At 65.3% G+C, this 18,561-nt stretch carries 6 protein-coding genes; 3 read left to right on the forward strand and 3 right to left on the reverse strand.

Annotation, left to right across the window (positions count from 1 at the left end; genetic code table 11):
• Nucleotides 1–53 precede the first annotated feature (53 nt).
• From BLW40_RS04165 to BLW40_RS04175, 3 genes are read left to right on the forward strand one after another with little or no spacing between them, the layout of a single operon-like run.
• Nucleotides 54–10,946 carry a calcium-binding protein gene (locus tag BLW40_RS04165; protein ID WP_074765874.1) on the forward strand — a complete coding sequence of 3,631 codons (10,893 nt, stop codon included), beginning with the start codon at nucleotides 54–56 and terminating at the stop codon, nucleotides 10,944–10,946.
• Nucleotides 10,943–12,970: a peptidase domain-containing ABC transporter gene (locus tag BLW40_RS04170; protein WP_074765876.1), complete on the forward strand. Its 2,028-nt coding sequence runs from the start codon at nucleotides 10,943–10,945 to the stop codon at nucleotides 12,968–12,970. The genes BLW40_RS04165 and BLW40_RS04170 overlap by 4 nt, the downstream gene beginning before the upstream one ends.
• A gap of 39 nt (nucleotides 12,971–13,009) precedes the next feature.
• Complete coding sequence (locus BLW40_RS04175) at nucleotides 13,010–15,778, forward strand: tetratricopeptide repeat protein (RefSeq protein WP_074765878.1); 2,769 nt, start codon at nucleotides 13,010–13,012, stop codon at nucleotides 15,776–15,778.
• A gap of 5 nt (nucleotides 15,779–15,783) precedes the next feature.
• On the opposite strand, the gene BLW40_RS04180 is transcribed toward BLW40_RS04175, so the two are convergent.
• Genes BLW40_RS04180 through BLW40_RS04190 form a run of 3 tightly spaced genes read right to left on the reverse strand, consistent with a single transcriptional unit; the run spans nucleotide 15,784 to nucleotide 18,461 of the window.
• Nucleotides 15,784–17,130, reverse strand: a complete 1,347-nt coding sequence (locus tag BLW40_RS04180; protein WP_139305488.1) for a dicarboxylate/amino acid:cation symporter — start codon at nucleotides 17,128–17,130, stop codon at nucleotides 15,784–15,786.
• On the reverse strand, nucleotides 17,127–17,975 hold the full coding sequence (locus tag BLW40_RS04185; protein ID WP_074765882.1) for a transporter substrate-binding domain-containing protein: 849 nt from the start codon (nucleotides 17,973–17,975) through the stop codon (nucleotides 17,127–17,129). Before BLW40_RS04185 ends, BLW40_RS04180 begins: the two co-directional genes overlap by 4 nt.
• A gap of 57 nt (nucleotides 17,976–18,032) precedes the next feature.
• A complete protein-coding gene (locus tag BLW40_RS04190; protein ID WP_244511045.1) occupies nucleotides 18,033–18,461 on the reverse strand; it encodes a YbaN family protein in 429 nt (142 codons plus the stop codon).
• Nucleotides 18,462–18,561: the final 100 nt, after the last annotated feature.

An 18,561-nucleotide genomic window follows, 5' to 3' on the forward strand; every position in this document is an offset into this window, starting at 1 on the left:
GTCTGGTCCCGGCGGAACGAGACAGGACCGGGCAAGCCGGTCGAGGAGAGCGGATGGCTGAAGCGCAGCAGGTCAAGGTCATTGAGTCGGTTCAGGGGCAATTCCGCCTGAATCTGGCGCAATCGGCCGTCGCCCGCGTCGATATCGTCGATATCGACCTCGTGATCGAGACCAAGAGCGGCGAGCGGTTGATCCTCGCCGGGGCGGCGCTCGATTCGACCAGCGACAAGCCGCCGGGGGTGATGTTCACCGACGGTCTGGTCAGTTCGACCCAGTTGTTCGCCTTGGTCGCCCAGGTGGAAAGCCCGTCGGTCCCGGTCCCGGCGATGACCAGCCTCAGCGAGTACGAGGCCCAGAAAACCAAGGGGCCGCGCTCGTTCGTCACCAGCGGCGAGCCGAACGGCGAGGCCGACGCCGCCAGCGCGGCGGACTCCGCTCCGCCAGCAGCCGATGTGCCAAGCGACGTTGCTCCGCTCAGTTCGCCGCCGCCCACCACCGTCGAAACCCTGCTCGACGACGCCAAGAAACAGCTCGACGGCGAAACCAGCAAGCATGGCGATTTCAGTTCGCCGCCACAGCCGATCCCGCCGCAAAGCCCGCCTTCGTCGCCGCCAGCCACGCCGGGTGCGGCGACGACGGTACCGCAATTGCCGACTCTTCAGGTCTGGTTCGGCAATTACAGTGGGTCCGAGACGGTCGGCTCGACCGTCTATGGCGCGGGCGGAACAACCGCGTCCGATCCCCGCAATTTCAGCGCCAATGCGCCGCTGGCGGCCAATTCATCCGAACAGATCGCGCCCGAAGTCCTGACCGTCACCGGCAATCAGACCGTCTATGTCGATGGGGTCGGGCCGCTGTTGGGGACGACCGGAAGCGTCGATGCCAATGCGACGAACTATTATTCCAAGGTCTTCGTCGCCCGCATCGTCGGCACGTTCAACAAAGCCGGGTCGATGACGATCACGGGATTGCCGCTCGGCTTTTCCCTGGTCAGCCTCAGCGCCGCCTTCACCGTCGTCAATACCGTCGCCGCCACGGCGACGAGTGCCGGGGTGTGGACGATTACCCTTGTCGATTCGACCGAGGCGATCACCTCCTTCCCGCTGAAGCTGATCTATCCGACCACGGCCAGCGCCAGCCAGATCACCCTCGATTTCGCCGAATCCGTCTATTACAGCGGGGCCAATTACGATCTGCACCAGAAGGTCGTGATTCAGGTCAAGGAGGTCCATTCCGCCGCCGATCTCGATGTTACGGCTCCCGATCCCAACGATTCGACCAAGACCGTCGCCGTCGATATCTTGCCCAGCAACGGCGTTCCCAATCTGGTCTATGTCCAGGGCAGCCATAACACCATCTATGGCGGCATTGCCGACGACACGATGGTCAGTCAGGGGGCGGCCAATACCTTCGACGGCGGCGGCGGAATCAACACCGTCGATTTCAGTGGGGATGCCACCTCCCACACCATCAATCTCGCCACCAACGCCAACCATGGCGGCTATGCCGAAGGCAGCGTCCTCACCAATATCTCGGTGATCCGGGCCGGGTCGGGCGGCGACACCATCACCGGCAACGCCTCCACCAGCACGACGATCTATGGCGGCAGCGGCAACGACCTGATGGCGGGCGGCTCGGCCGGAGACGTCTTCGTCGGCGGCGGCGGTCGCGACACCGTGACCTATGCCGCCAGCGCCGCCGTCACGGTCGATCAGACCGGGGGCGGCCGCTCGTCGGGCGACGCCTTGGGCGACAGTTACAGCGGCATCGCCACCCTGGTCGGCAGTGGCGTCGCCGATACCTTCATCGGCGGTACCTCGGCGGGGTCGGCGACGATGGACGGCAACGGCGGGTCGGATTGGGTCGATTACACCTATGTCTCCGTCGCCAACAATCGCGGCGTCACCGTCAATCTGAACGATAGCACCGCCAATTCCGGCGGCGCGATCAGCGACCGTCTGGTCAATATCGAGAATATCAAGGGCAGCACCGGCAACGATCTGTTCTATGCCAGCACCGAGGCCAACAGTTTCGTCGGCAATGGCGGCACCGACACCGTCAGTTATACCGGACCGACGGCGGTGACGATCGATCAGGTGAGCGGTCGCGGTCGCGGTACCGGGGCGGCGTCGGGGGATTCCTACAACGGAATCGCCACCATCGTCGGCAGTGCCGGCAACGATACCTTCATCGGCGGCACGGCAAGCGGCTCGGCGGTGATGGACGGGGCGACGGGCAACAATTGGGTCAGCTACAATTATACCGGCAGCAGTAGCGTCACCATCAACCTGTCGACCGGGACCAATAGCGGCGCCGCCAGCAACGACCGTCTGGTCAACGTCGCCAACGTCTATGGGTCGGACGGCAACGATCTGTTCATCGCCGATAGCCGGGCCAACAGCTTTATCGGCGGCGGTGGCGTCGATGTCGTCCGTTATGACGGTCTGACCGCGGTGACGGTCGATCAGACCGGAGGCAATCGGGGAACCGGAGCGGCATCGGGCGATACCTATGGCGGGATTGCGACGATCGTCGGCGGTTCCGGCAACGATATCTTCGTCGGCGGCACCGCATCGGGTTCGGCGACGATGGACGGGTCGAGCGGCGACAATTGGGTCACCTACCAGAATGCCACCGGTCCGGTCACCCTCGATCTGACCGGCAGTTTCGCCAATGGCGGCGCGGCCCAATACGACCATCTGGTCAATGTCGAGAACGTGGCCGGCTCGAGCGCGGCCGATCTCTTCTACGCCGATTCCGCCGTCAACAGCTTTGTCGGCGGCGGCGGCCAGGATACGGTCAGCTATGCTGGCGATAGTTCGGGCGGGCTGATAATCGACCTCACCGGGCGAGGCTATGGCAGCGGCTATGCCTCGGGCGATTCCTATTCCGGCATCGCGGCGGTGATCGGCAGCAGCGGCAACGACACTTTCATCGGCGGAATCGGCTCTGGCCTGGGGACGATGGACGGTGCCACCGGCTCGGATTGGGTCGATTACGAGTTTGTCGAGGTCGTCTATGGCCGGGGCGTCACCGTCGATCTGACCGACAGCGCCAACAATGCGGGCGGCGCGTCGAAGGACCGCCTGCTCAACATCGAGAATATCAAGGGCACCAGCGGCAACGATCTGTTTTACGCCAGTTCGGACACCAACAGTTTTATCGGCAATGGCGGCACCGATATCGTCAGCTATGCCCGCGATAGTTCGGGAACCCTTGTCCTCGACCAGACCGGGCGGGGGCAGGGGACCAGCACTGCCTCGGGCGATTCCTATACCGGGATTGCCACCCTGGTTGGCAGCGCGGGCAACGACACCTTTATCGGCGGCACCGCTGCGGGCTCGGCGACGATGGACGGCGCGGGCGGGACCAACTGGATCAGCTACCAATATCCCGGCAGCAGCGGCGTCACCGTCAATCTGGCGACGGGGGCGAATGGCGGCGCGGCGAGCAACGACCATTTCATCAATATCGAGAACGTCCTTGGGTCCAGCGGCAACGATACGTTCTTTGCCGACGCGGCGGCCAACAGCTTTGTTGGCGGTGGCGGAACCGACGTCGTCAGCTATGCCGGTCTGACGGCAGTGACGGTCGATCAGACCGGAGGCAATCGGGGAACCGGAGCGGCGTCGGGAGACACCTATGGCGGGATCGCGACGATCCTCGGCGGTTCCGGCAACGATACCTTTGTCGGCGGCACCGCCGCCGGGTCGGCGACGATGGACGGGGCGGGTGGCAGCAACTGGGTCACCTATCAAAACGCCGCCGGTTCGGCCACCCTCGATCTCGGCGGCGGGACGGCCAATGGCGGCGCGGCGCTCAACGACCGTCTGTTCAACATCGCCAATATCGTCGCGTCGTCGCATGGCGACACCCTGACCGGCAACGGTGCCGACAACAGCTTCATCAGTGGCGCCGGGGCGGATACGATCGATGGCGGCAGCGGGCACGATACCGTCGATTACAGCGCGGATGCGTCTTCCCACACCGTCAATCTCGCCAGCAACGGCAATCATGGCGGCAAAGCCGAAGGCGACCGTCTCGACAACATCGAGGTGGTGATCGGCGGCAATAGCGGCGATACCCTGACCGGCAATGCCACCGCCTCGACCACCCTGATCGGCGGTACCGGCAACGATCTGCTGGCGGGCGGCAGCGCCGCCGATTATTTCAACGGCGGTGCCGGAGCCGACGTCGTGACCTATGACGGTCTGGGGACGGTGACGGTCGATCAGACGGCGGGAAACCACGGCACCGGGGCGGCGGCGGGCGACCAGTATGTCAACGTCGAAACCATCGTCGGCAGCAGCGGCGTCGATACCTTCGTCGGCGGCACGGCCAGCGGCTCGGCGACGATGGATGGCGGCGGCGGTCGGGACTGGATCGATTACGAATATCTCGCGGTCGGCGTGGGGGTCACCGTCAACTTGGCCTCCGGCACCACCAGCGGCGCGGTCACCACCGATCGTTTCGTCAACATCGAGAACGTCTACGGCTCGGTCAACAACGACGTCTTCATCGCCAGCGGGCTGGGCAACACCTTCAACGGCGGCGGCGGGTCCGACTGGGTCAGCTATGCCCAGAACGGCGGCATCGCCGTCACCATCGATTTGTACAACCATCTGAGCAGCGGCGGGGCGAGCAACGATTCCCTGATCGCCATCCAGAACCTGATCGGTTCGACCAATCGCGATACCTTCTATGCCGACGGCAACACCAACAGCTTCATCGGCGGCGGCGGTGCCGATATCGTCAGCTATTCCAACAGCACGGTCGATCTGATCATCGACCAGACCCAATCGGGAATCGCCACCGGTCTGGCGCGGGGCGATGGCTATAGCGGGATCGCGACGATCGTCGGCGGCTCTCTGTCCGACACCTTCATCGGCGGGACGGCGAGCGGGTCGGCGACGATGGATGGCTCGGGCGGCGAGAACTGGGTCAGCTACCTGAACGCCACCTCGGGGGCCACCGTCAACCTCGCCACCGGGGTCAATGCGGGCTCGGCGCTTTACGACCATTTCGTCAACGTCAAGAATATCGTCGCTTCGGCCTATGGCGACCGGCTGACCGGCGATTCCAACAACAACACCTTCTTTGCCGGGGCCGGGGCCGACACCTTTACCGGCGGCGGCGGCATCGACGTCGTCTCCTACTCCCAAAGCCGCGATTCCCTGGTCATCGATCAGGCCGGATACGGCCGGGGCACCTCGGCTGCCGCCGGAGACGCCTATTCCGGGATCGCCACCATCATCGGCAGCACCGCTGTCGATACCTTCATCGGCGGCACTGCCGCCGGGTCGGCGACGATGTTCAGCGGCGGCGGGTCGGACTGGATCAATTATCAATACCTTACCGGTGGGACCGGCGCGACCGTCGATCTGCTTAACAACAGCAACAACAGCGGCGCGGCGGCCAACGACCGCACCAACGGCATCGAGAACGTGATCGGCTCGGCCTATGCCGATCTGTTTTACGCCGATGGCGAGACCAACAGCTTCATCGGTGGGACCGGGAACGACGTCGTCAGCTATGTCCGTTCCGGCGTGCTGACCGGCATGGTGATCGACCAGACCGGCGGCGGTCATGCCACCGGATTTGCCGGAAACGATTATTACAGCAGCATCGAGACGATTTCGGGCAGCCAGTACGACGACACCTTCATCGGCGGCACCGCTGCGGTTCTGGCGACGATGGATGGCGGGGTCGGCTCGGACTGGGTCGATTACCAATATGTCACCGGGGCGAGCGGGGTTACCGTCGATCTGACCAACAGCCTCAACAATGGCGGCGCGGCGGGCAATGACCGGCTGACCAATGTCGAGAACATCCGTGGCACCGCCAATGCCGATCTGTTCTATGCCAGTGCGGCGGCCAACAGCTTTGTCGGCAATGGCGGCACAGATACCGTCAGCTATGCCCGCGCCGGGTCGGCGGTGACGGTCGATCAGACCTCGGGCAATCATGGCAGCGGCTATGCCTCGGGCGATTCCTTTGACGGGATCGCGACGATCATTGGCAGCGCCGCCGCCGACACCTTCATCGGCGGCACCGCTTCGGTTCTGGCGACGATGGATGGTGCCACCGGCTCGGACTGGGTCGATTACCGCTATGTCAGCGGGGCGAGCGGGGTCACCGTCGATCTGACCGACAGCCTCAACAATGGCGGCGCGGCGGTCAACGACCGGCTTGCCAACGTCGAGAACATCACCGGCACCACCAATGCCGATCTGTTCTATGCCAGTTCGGCGGCCAACAGCTTTGTCGGCAATGGCGGCACCGATATCGTCAGCTATGCCCGCGCCGGAGCGGCGGTGACGGTCGATCAGACCTCGGGCAATCACGGCAGCGGGTATGCATCGGGCGATTCCTTTAACGGGATCGCGACGATCGTCGGCAGCACCGCCGCCGACACCTTCATCGGCGGGACCGGGGCAAGCTCGGCGACGATGGATGGCGGCAGCGGTTCGGACTGGGCCGATTACCGCTATTTGAGCGGCGGGGTCGGGGTTACCGTCAACCTGTTCACCCACGTCAATGGCGGCGCGGCCAGCAACGACAAGTTGACCAGTATCGAGAACGTCTACGGCTCGATCTATTCCGATACCTTTGTCGCCGATGGAACCGGCAACAGCTTTGTCGGCAATGGCGGCACCGACTGGGTCAGCTATGCCTCGCTGACCGACACCTCGCACGGTGCCACCGTCGATCTGTCGAACAACGCCAACAATGCGGGATCGGCGGCGCTGGACCGGTTGAGCAATGTCGAGAACATCATCGGTTCGGGCGGCAACGACAAGCTGATCGGCGATGCCCTCAACAACACCTTCATCGGCGGGTTGGGCTCGGATTCGTTCGACGGCGGCAGCGGCGGCCTGGACGTCGTCACCTATGCCTCCAGCACCGCCGGTTTGTCGATCGACCTGACCGGCGGCGGTTACGGCACCCTGGAGGCCCAGGGCGACAGCTTCGTCCGTATCGCCACTATCGTCGGCAGCGCCCAGGCCGACACCTTCATGAGCGGCACCGGAACCGCGTCGGTGACGATGAGCGGCGGCGGCGGCACCGATTGGGTCAGCTATCAATATGCGACCGGCGCCGCGACGATCGACCTCACCTATAACGGCACCACCAGCCTGAACGGCGGTTCCGCGCTTTACGATCACCTGATCGGGATCGAGAACGTCCGGGGCTCGACCTATAACGATATGGTCTTCGCCGATTCCTCCGCCAACAGCATCATTGGCGGCGGCGGCACCGACATCGTCAGCTATGCCCGTGGAACGGCGATGACGATCGACCTGACCGGGGGCGGGCGCTCGACCGGCTATGCGTCGGGCGATTCCTTGAGCGGGATCGCGACGGTGATCGGCAGTTCCGGCAACGACACCTTTATCGGTGGCACCGCCACGGGCTCATCGACGATGAGCGGCGGCGGCGGCACCGACTGGATCACCTATCAATACGCGACCAGCGCCGCGACGCTCGATCTGACCGCCACCTCGGCCAATGGCGGCTCGGCCCAATACGACCATGTCAGCGGGATCGAGAACGTCCGGGGCTCGACCTATAGCGACACCTTCTTTGCCGATTCCGTCGCCAACAGCTTTATCGGCGGCGGTGGCACCGATATCGTCAGCTATGCCCGTGGCAGCGCGATGACGATCGACCTGACCGGGGGCGGGCGCTCGACCGGCTTTGCCTCGGGCGATTCCTGGAGCGGGATCGCGACGGTGATCGGCAGTTCCGGCAACGACACCTTTATCGGCGGCACCGCCACGGGCTCATCGACGATGGCCGGCGGCGGCGGCACCGACTGGATCACCTATCAATACGCGACCAGCGCCGCGACGCTCGATCTGACCGCCACCTCGGCCAATGGCGGCTCGGCCCAATACGACCATGTCAGCGGGATCGAGAACGTCCGGGGCTCGACCTATAACGACACCTTCTTCGCCGATTCCGTCGCCAACAGCTTCATCGGCGGCGGCGGCACCGATATCGTCAGCTATGCGCGGACCGCGGCGGCGACGGTGATCGACCAGACCTCGGGCAATCACGGCAGCGGGTATGCCTCGGGCGATACCTATAGCGGGATCGCGACGATCATCGGCGGCACCGGCAACGACACCTTTATCGGCGGTACGGCCAGCGGCTCGGCGACGATGAGCGGCGGCGGCGGGACCGATTGGGTCAGCTATCAATACGCGACCAGTGGCGCGACGGTCGATCTCACCTACAACAACACCACCAGCCTCAACAGCGGGTCGGCGGCCAACGACCATCTGATCGGGATCAAGAGCATCCGGGGCTCGGCCTATAACGACACGTTCTATGCCGACAGCAACGCCAACAGCTTCATCGGCGGCGGTGGCACCGATATCGTCAGCTACGCCCATGGAACGGCGATGACGATCAACCTTGGCGGGACCAACCGTTCGACCGGCCTTGCCTCGGGCGATTCCTATAGCGGGATCGCGACGGTGATCGGCAGTTCGGGCGGCGACACCTTCATCGGCGGAACCTCGTCGGGCTCGGCGGTGATGAGCGGCGGCGGCGGCACTGACTGGGTCACCTATCAATATGCGACCGGTGGCAAGGCGACGGTCAATCTCGCCACCGGCAGCAATGGCGGCACGGCGGCGAACGACCGTCTGAGCGGGGTCGAAAACATCGTCGCCTCGAACCAGGGCGACGTGCTGACCGGCAACGGCAACGCCAACAGCTTCATCAGCGGCGGCGGGGCCGACACGATCGACGGCGGCAGCGGGATCGACACCGTCAGCTACACCTTCAACAGCGGCACGGTCCACACCATCAATCTGGCCAACAATGCCGCCAACAGCGGCGGCTATGCCGCCGGTGATGTCCTGTCCAATATCGAGGTGGTGATCGGCGGCAACAGCGGCGACACCATCACCGGCAACAGCTCCAGTACGACGACGATCATCGGCGGCACTGGCAACGACCTGTTCTTTGGCGGTTCGGTCGGGGATTCCTTTAGTGGTGGCAACGGGACCGATACGGTCAGCTATAACAACGATTCAAGCGGCGTCGGGTTGACGATCAGCCTGACCAACACCGCCAACAGCAGCGGTTATGCCCAGGGCGACAGTTACACCAGCATCGAAACCATTATCGGAACCGGCTTTGACGACACCTTCATCGGCGGCACGGCCAGCGGGTCGGCGACGATGGACGGGGCGGTCGGCTCGGATTGGATCAGCTATGCCGGTCTGGCGGCGGCGACGGTCTCGCTCGGTGGCGGAACCAATGCGGGGTCGGCGCAATACGACAAGCTGGTCAATATCGAGAATATCCTGGGATCGGGCAATGCCGACGTCCTGACCGGCAGCACCGCCACCAACACCATCAATGCCGGGGCGGGCGACGATACGATTTTCGGCAGTGGCGGTAGCGACAGCATCGACGGCGGAGTCGGCAGTCACGACATCATCGATTATTCCGTCAACGCCGCTGGAGCCGCCAACGACCGGGCGGTCACCGTCTATCTTGGCGGCTTTGACGAGGTGGGCAACAATTCCAGCTCGCACAGCGTCACAATGCCCGCCGGCTATACCGGCTATGGCCTGAACGACCTTGCCGTCGCCAATACGGTCGTCGCCGATTATTACGCCAATATCGAAGACGTCCGGGGTGGCGGCGGCAACGACATCCTGATCGGCACCACCGGAATCAACACGATCTATGGCGGGTCGGGCAACGACACGTTGGGCGGCGGAGGCGGTGGCGACCGGCTCGATGGCGGCGGCGGGACCGATACGGTGACCTATGCCTGGGAATCCTTCGGTGTTTCGGTCTATCTGGGCGGCACCACCCAAACCGGCGCGGCCGTCGGTGGATTGTCGCTGCCGACCGGCTATACCGGCGGCGGGTTCGACAACGGCAAGGTCGATTATTACGCCAGTATCGAGAACGTGGTCGGCAGCGCGAACAAAGACTTTATCGTCGGCAGCAGCGGCGACAACGTGATCACCGGCTATGGCGGGGCCGACACGATCTATGGCATGGGCGGCAACGACACCATTTTCGGCGGGTTGGGCAGCGAGTCTATCGACGGCGGCAGCGGGACCGACACGATCAATTACAGCACCGCCTCGGGCGGGGTCAGCGTCGACCTTAACCTTGCCACCAACAACGCCACCAGCATCGGCGGGGTCAGCTTCACCGACACCCTGGTCAGTATCGAGAACATCGTCGGCAGCACGTCGGGCAACAACGTGCTGGGCGGCAATACCTTCAACAACACGATCTGGGGCGGCACCGGCAGCGATACCCTGTGGGGCGGCGGCGGCACCGCCGACGTCTTGTACGGCGGCACCGGCAACGATACCTTTTTCGGTGGGGTGGGAACGGAAACGCTGAACGGCGAAATCGGCAACGACACCGTCGATTACAGCAGTTCCACTAGCGGGATCAGCATCGACCTTACCACCGGGGTGGGTATCAATCTCGGCGGGACGACGTTCCACGACACGCTGGTCAGCATCGAGGCGATTACCGGATCGAACCAAGGCGATCAGATCAGCGGCAACGGCACCAACAGGAACATCCACGGCGGCGGCGGCGACGATACCTTCACCTTAAGCGGGATCGGGAGCCTGGACGGCGGCGCCGGAATCGACAGCCTGATCTATACCGGCAGTGATTACGGGCCTCTGTTTTTTAATGTCACCAATATTGAATCCGTCGATATCCGCAACGGCAATCATGGCGATGGATATTCGGTATCATCCGAGAGCATCGTCAATATCCTGGGCAGCAGTTCGTCTCGTACTCTGGACTTCACGATCGATACCGGAGATTCGTTCACCCTCAGTAGTGGCGGGGGTCAGGACGTGGTCCATACCGGAAATACGTACACCATCTATTCCGATAACTCCCATGCGACCCAGCTCGCCCAGCTACAACTGCATCAAGGATGAGTGGACCTGAACCGACCCTGTCGCTAACGGAAGCGCTGACGGCGGCTTTGGCCGGGATCGGTCGGCCCGGCCCGTTGGCCCCGGACGATCCCGCCGCCGATCCGCTGGCCCTGCTGCGCGAGGCGCTGTCGCCGCTGGGGCTTGAGGCCCGGCCGCTCAGCCGGGGCGCTTTCGTGCCGCATTTCGCCGGGGATGCCGTCGCGGTGCTGGCCGAGGTGGCGGACGGAGCGGGTTGGCAGGCGCTGGTGCCCCGTCCCGGCGGCGGCTATGACCGCGCCGAGGCTGATGGCACCTTGTCGCCGCTTGAAGACGGACCGGTCGCGGAGCCCCGGCGGGTGTTCCTGCTGGTTCCGCTGGCCGAGCCCAATCTGAAGATCAGCGTGCTGCCGTTCCTGCGCCGTCACGCCCGTCTGCTGGTGCCGATCGTCGCCGGAGGGGTGGTGTCGAACCTGCTGGCGCTGGCGTTGCCGTTGTTCGCCAGCTTCGTGTTCGACAAAGTTCTCGGCAACGGGGTCAGCGAGACCCTGTGGGCGATGACGATTGGAATCGGGCTGGCGATCCTGCTCGATTACATGGTCCGCACCCTGCGGGTCCAGATCTTCGAGCGGCTGGCGGTGGTGACCGAAGGCGACATCGACCGAGGTCTGTTCGCGAACCTGCTGCACAAAAGAGGGGCCTTGCCCCCCATCGGGGTCGTTCTCGACAAATACAAACAGATCCTGGCCAGCCGCGATTTCGTCTCCTCGACCTTTCTGTTGGCGCTGGCCGATCTGCCCTTCCTGTTTTTGTTCCTCGCCGCGATCGCGATTGTGTCCGGCCCGCTGGTGCTGGTGCCGATCGTGTTGGGCAGCCTGTCGATCGCGGTCAATCTGGCGTTCACCGGCCCGGCCCGGCAATACGACATGCTGGCGCGCAAGGCGGGCGAGTTGCGGATTTCGCTGCTGGCCGACGTTCTGATCGCCCGTGATGTGGTGCTGACGACGGCGTTGCGCGCCGACAGCACCCGGCACTGGCGGCGGATCAGCGATTCCGCGGCGGTGGCGGCAGGGCGGGCGCGCTTCTGGTACGGGCTGTCGAACACCTTCAACCTGCTGGCGTCGAATCTGGCCTATGCGGCGGTGCTGGTCGGCGGGGCCTACCTGATCGAGGGGCAGGTGCTGACCTCGGGCGGTCTGATGGCCTGTTCGCTGCTGACCTCGCGGGCGATGGCGACGGTGGCCTCGGTGGTGCTGCTCTCGACCCGGATGAGCGAATTCCGTCGGGCGATGCACGATCTCGATGCGATCCTGCCCGCGACGGCGATGGTGGCGACCGAGCCGCGCCCGACCGACCCGACCGGGGACATCCAACTGGTCAACCTGACCTGGCGGCCGCGTCCCGACGCCCGCCCGGTGCTGAGCGGACTCGATCTGCGGGTGCGGCCGGGCGAGATCATCGGCATCGCCGGTCTGCCCGGTGCGGGAAAGACCACCTTGCTTCGGATGATCGCCGGAGCCGAGCGGCCGAGCGATGGCGAGGTTCTGCTCGACATGCATCCGATCGAGAAATGGGATGTCCGCCAACTGGCCCGCTCAATCGGCTTCAAGACGCAGGATTCAATGCTGTTCGAGGGCAGCATCGAATCCAACATCCGCGCCGGGCGTCCGGCGGTGATCGCCCAGCACATGGCCGACGTGCTCGACCGCTCGGGCCTGCGCCATGCGATCGACCGGGGCGAGCTGACCCTGGCGACCGAGGCCGGGCCGCGCGGCAGCTATCTGTCGGGGGGGCAGCGCCACATGGTTTCGCTGGCCCGCGCTTTGTTGGGCGAGCCGCCGCTGATGCTGCTCGACGAGCCATCGACCGGGTTCGATTCGCAGTTGGAGAAGGGGTTGTCCGACTATATCCACAGCCTCGCCGGGCGGCGGACGGTGCTGTTGAGCAGCCACAGCCGCAATCTGCTCGGGGCCTGCACCCGGATCATCGTGCTGAGCCAGGGGCGGATCGTCACCGACGGACCGCGCGATAAGGTGCTGGGTGGCTGACCGGTGCCCTCTGGTCCCGCCGCGCCCGGCGAGCCGGTCATGAGACGGCGCACGCCGCGCACCACGCCGGTGATCCGTCGGCCCGCCGACCTGATCGCCGGTGCCGCCACCTTGCTGCGCGAGCGGGCGTTCGACCGCGCCGTCGCCCTGCTGGAGCAGGCTCCGGGGGCGGTGATGGGGGGAGCGGCCGAACTGACCCTGCTGGGTGAAGGGCTGCTTGGTCTGGACTGCGATGCCAGTGCCGGGGCGGCGCTGGGGCGGGCGCTGGCGCTCGATCCCGGCTCGATTTCCGCCCGGCTGGCGTTGGGCCGTCTGCTGCTGCGGCGCAGCCGTTTTGCCGAGGCCGCCGCGATCCTGGGCGAGGCCGACCGGCTTTTGCCCGATACGCCCGACGTGCTGACCGCGCTCGGGCAGGCGATGCTGGGATTGCGCCGGTTCGACGTCGCCGAGGCCCTGTTGCGCCGCGCCGCCGCGCTCCGTCCCTACGATCCCTGGCCGTCGCTGGGGCTGGCGCTGCTGTTTTTCCTAAAAGGCGACTGGCGCACCGCGTTCCCGTATTACCGTCGGCGGCGGGCGTTGCCCAACGCGGTTCCGGCGCCGCGTCCGGGTGACAGGGTCTGGGCCGGGGAACCCCTGTCGGGCCGCTCGATCCTGCTCTATGGCGAGCAGGGGCGGGGGGACATGATCCAGTTCCTGCGCTTCGCTCCGATCCTGGCCGCAAACGGGGCCGAGGTCGCGATTGTCTGCCCGCCCGATCTGATGCCGATCGCTCCCGCCGGGCCACTTTTGATTCCGTTTTGGGGGCCGACCCGGCGGCGCTTCGACTTCGTTTCCTCGCTGATTGATGTTGCCGACGTCCTGGGCGTGACGGCTGAAACGGTCCCGGCGGCGATTCCCTATCTCAAGGTGCCGGAGCGACGGGGGGGGCTGCCTCCGGCTCCGGCCGGAACGCGGCTGCGCGTCGCCATCTGCTGGGCGGGGAGCGCCGCCCACAGTAACGATCTGGCCCGGTCGGTTCCGTTCGAGCTGTTCCTGCCGCTGCTGGGCTGCCCCGGACTCGAGTTGATCTCGGTTCAGGTCGGGCCGCGTGCCGCCGACATTGCCGCCGCCGGGGCGACCCAGTTGGTACTCGATCTGTCGCCCCGCCTGGGCGATTTCGGCGATACCGCCGCGATGCTGGCCGAGACCGATCTGGTGATCTCGGTCGATACCTCGGTCGTTCATCTGGCCGGGGCGCTGGGCCGTCCGGTCTGGACCCTGATCCCCTATCATCCCGACTGGCGCTGGGGTCTGGGCTCGACCGCGACCCCGTGGTATCCGACGATGCGTTTGTTCCGCCAGTCCGAACCGAGAGCGTGGGAGCCGGTGTTTACCGCGCTCCGCGCCGCGCTGGAAACGCTGGCGGCACCGCTTGCCCCCCGCCCGGTGCCGGAGATTCTGCTGGCCGAGGCCGAGCGCCTCAACAATCAGGCGCTGGGCGAGTTGAAGGCCGAGCGTCTCGACGCCGCCTGCGAGCGGCTGGGCCAAGGGGTGCGGAGCGTCGCCGACGTCGCCAAGATCTGGAACAATCTGGGGGTCGCGCTGCGCAAGCGCCGCCACTTCCCGGCCGCCGAAGCGGCGTTCCTGCGCGCCGTCGCGATCGAGCCCTCGCCGGGGCCGATCGGCAATCTGGCCAACACCCTGACCGATCTCGGCCGGATGGACGAAGCCCGCCGTTTGCAGGATCGCTTACTGGCGGCGTGCCCGCCCGAATCCAGTTCGATCTATAATTACGGCATCACTCTGAAGAACCAGGGCGAGGGCGAAGCGGCGTTGCGGGCGTTCGACCGGGCGCTCGAACTTGATCCCGCCAATTGCGACGCCCGCTGGGACCGGTCGCACGAATTGCTGCGGCTGGGACGCTGGGGCGAGGGGTGGCGCGATTACGAGATCCGCTGGTCGTTGCCCGACGCCGGAACGCTGGGGGCCTGCGCGCCGATGTGGAGCGGGCAGGCGCTGACCGGGCGGACGATCCTGGTGATCCCGGAACAGGGGTTTGGCGACACCGTGTTCGCGTTGCGCTTCCTGCCCGTGTTAAAGCGGCTGGGAGCCTGCGTCGTCGTCCAGGCCCAGCCCGAACTGCTCCGCCTGCTGGCCCGTTTCCCCTGGATCGACCATTTGGTCCCCAAGGGCTGCCCGCCGCCGGTGCCGGTCGATTTTCAGACCACCGGGATGAGCCTGCCCGGACACTCGCTTGCCGCCGGATATCACGATCCGGTCGGGGGGAAGCCCTATCTCTCGCCCGATCCCGCTTTGGCGACGATTGCGGCGGCGGCGATTCCGCCGACCCCCGGCCTTAATATCGGCATCGTCTGGAGCGGCAGCCTGACCTTTCGCGGCAATGCGTATCGCCGCGCCGATCTGGCCGATTTCCTGCCGCTGGCCCGCGATCCCCGGGTGCGGCTGTTCTCGTTGCAGAAAGGCCCGGTGGCCGAGGATTTATATCGCCTGCGCGCCGGGGCCCTGGTGACTTCGCTCGATTCCCTGATGACCGATTTCGACATGACCGCCGCTCTGCTCGCCCGGCTGGACGGAATCGTGATGACCGACAGTTCGGTGGTGCATCTGGCCGGGGCGCTGGGGCGGCCGGTGTGGGCCGTACTGGGCGAACGGCCCTATTGGCTGTGGGGGCTGGGCGAGCGGACGTCGTGGTACGACAGCGTCCGGCTGGTTCGCCGTGCTCCGTCCGAACGCTGGGACGCGGTGATCGCCCGCGCCGGGCAGGACGCGGTCGAGACCCTGCTGCAAGCCAAGGCCCGCTTGGGCTGAAACGCTCAGACCGGGCCGCGCTCCAGGGTGTTGATCGCGGGAAATTCGGGGGCTTCCTGATCGGAGTCCCGGCCGCAGACGATGCTGGCGACGGCGCAGGTGCCATAGACGTTCAGCACGGTGCGGACCAGATCGAGGATCGGATCGACGGCGAGAAACAGCGCCACCGCCGCTTCGAACGGCAGCCCCAGCGGATTGCACAACAGCGCCATCAGGCCGATCGTCATCACCCCGGTGCCGCCGCTTGACGCCATCGCCGCCATCACCGAGGCGAACAAGATGAAGGCGTATTGCGAGAGGCCGAGGTCGATCCGGTACAATTGGGCGATGAACAGGGTCGAAATTCCGAAAAAGACCACCGGTCCGAACCGGCACAAGATGATGCCGAGCGGCACCACCAGTTCGAGGTCTTTGCGGTTGACGCCAAGCTTGTCCGACATTCCGTCGATCACCGAGGGGATGCAGGCGATGCTGTTGCGTGTCCCGATCGCCAGGACCAGGGCTTCACGGAGGGCGGTGATCGGGGCCAGGATGCCGCAGCGGGTCCGCTGCTGGATGATGACCGCGAACAAGACGAAGACGACCAATGCGCCGATGCATTGGGCAGAGACGAACATCGCCATTGCCCGCACCGGTCCCAGGGGCGTTGCCGCCATGTCCGAGGCGAGCGGGGCCACCATCGCGCACAGCGCCAGCGGCAGCAGGGTGTTGACCCCCTTCATCATGCTCTGGCACGACTGAAAGACGATTTCGAGCGCGCCGGTCAGGGCGTCGGCCCGGCCGCGCGGCGTCATCCCCACCGCGACCCCGAACATCAACGAGAACATCAGCACCTTCAGATTGTCGCCGACGCTGAGGGCACGGAAGATGTTGTCGGGGACGATCTGGGCGATGAAGCGGGCCAGACCCTGGTCGTTTTTGACCGTCGGCGGGGTGCCGACCATCGAGATCTCGAAATCGGCCTGACGGTCGGAATTGCTGACCACCTCGCCCAGCGAGGCGATGTCGGTTTGTTCGAGATCGGCCCCAGGCGCGACGATCAGCCCGGTCGCCAGCCCGATTCCGGCGGCGACGATCATGCAGGCGACGATGGCGGCGGCGATCCGCCCGACTTGATGGGCGGCCCCGCCGGTCTCGAACAGCTTGGCCAGGCTGACCGTTACCGCCGAGATCAGCAGCGGCAGCACGATCATGCCGAGCAGGTCGAGAAAAAGCTTGCCGTAAGGGGCCAGCCCGGCGGCGAAGTCGGGGAGGAACAGGCCGATCGCGATGCCACACAGCAGCCCGGCAAAGACCGCGCTGGGGCTCGACATCACCCGGACCCAGCCGTTCAGCGAGGGGAAAAGGGTCACGGCGCGTCTCCCGGTTTCGGCGCGGCTTTGCCGAGGCGGCCCAGGACCGTTTCGACCGTCAGCTTCGGGTTCATGTCATCAATATAGATATCCGCGAGTTGACGAAGCTGGACGTCGCGGGGATTGACCGCCATGCACAGATGGTCACGGGTGTCGGTCAGGAACGCTGTTTTCAAATGCAGAGCCAATTCCGGTTGCTCGATGACAAGGCGGCGGATTTCGAATTCGTCACGGTACAGCGTTGCGACGTCGCCGCGGACCAGCGCGGCGACCGCCTCGTCCCAGCGGGGGAATTCGACGATCTCGGCGCGGGGGAAGAGGCGGCGAGCATATTCGACATAAGACGTTTTCGCCACCACTCCCAGACGGCCGTCGAAGCCGCGAATGATCTCGGACAGGTCGTGTTCGCGCGTTTCCCGCGCCAGCCAGACCCGGTTGAACGCCATGCCGTGGCGCAAGGTGAGATAGGGGGACGAGAAGCTGACCGAGCGCGCCCGCAGCAGGGTGCGACTCAGTTTCGAGATCGCGATGTCGGCTTGGCCCCGGACGACGATATCGACGACGTCGTCATAGCTTCTGGCGGTGCGGTCGAACACGAGGTCGACCCCCAGCGCCCGCGCCAGCCCCTGGGCCAGTTCGACATCGACTCCCGCCAGCCCAGTCTCGGTCATCATGTGAAAGGGGGGGGCGTCGGCCTGGGTCATCGCCACCACCAGGGTGCCGCGCCGCAGGATTCGGTCGATATCGGCGGGGCGGTTGGCCGGATCGGCCCAGGCCGGGGCAATCGCAATCACCAGAAGCAAAGCCGAGAGCAAAAACAGCGCGAAGCCCGAACGTCGTGTCATTCCATGTCCTTGTGATCCCCTCCCGGCGGGAGAAGGCGTCTTGCGTCAATAAACCGGCTATGGGGTGGTCCCGTCGGGCAGGCGGTGCGGCCGCGACAGGATATAGCCCGCCCCGATCAGGCAGAGTGCCCCCATCGACACCACCGCGATCCACGGGGCCTGGGTGAAGAAACCGACATAGACCATGCTGAGGCTCATCGCGCCGACGGCGACGATCTTGGCCGTCAGCGGGATTACCTTGTAGCGCTCCCAGCGCTGGAGCGGTGGCCCGAACAGGCGGTGGGTCAACAGCCAGTGATGGAAACGGTGCGAGGAGCGGGCAAAGCACCACAACGCCAGCAGCATGAACGGCGTCGTCGGCAGAACCGGGAGGAAAACGCCCAGCACGCCCAGGCCGAAAAAAACCCAGCCCAGCCCCAGCAGGAAAAGACGCTTGACCCCGGTCGCCTCGTGGTCCGGCTCCGTCATCGCCGTACTCTCCGTCATCTGTCGGATCAATCCTTATTTCGGACTATGGGCATTTCGCTGCGGTCGATCCAGTCCCGGCACGGAAACAGTGTGTGAATTCTTGAGTCCGGCGGAGCTT

Source organism: Magnetospirillum fulvum, assembly GCF_900108475.1.
GTDB lineage: Bacteria > Pseudomonadota > Alphaproteobacteria > Rhodospirillales > Magnetospirillaceae > Phaeospirillum > Phaeospirillum fulvum_A.

Coding starts and splice junctions, on each gene's coding strand:
- BLW40_RS04190 (WP_244511045.1), bottom strand. CDS start 18,461: ATGACGGAGAGTACGGCGATGACGGAGCCGGACCACGAGGCGACCGGG.
- BLW40_RS04165 (WP_074765874.1), top strand. CDS start 54: ATGGCTGAAGCGCAGCAGGTCAAGGTCATTGAGTCGGTTCAGGGGCAA.
- BLW40_RS04185 (WP_074765882.1), bottom strand. CDS start 17,975: ATGACACGACGTTCGGGCTTCGCGCTGTTTTTGCTCTCGGCTTTGCTT.
- BLW40_RS04170 (WP_074765876.1), top strand. CDS start 10,943: ATGAGTGGACCTGAACCGACCCTGTCGCTAACGGAAGCGCTGACGGCG.
- BLW40_RS04175 (WP_074765878.1), top strand. CDS start 13,010: ATGAGACGGCGCACGCCGCGCACCACGCCGGTGATCCGTCGGCCCGCC.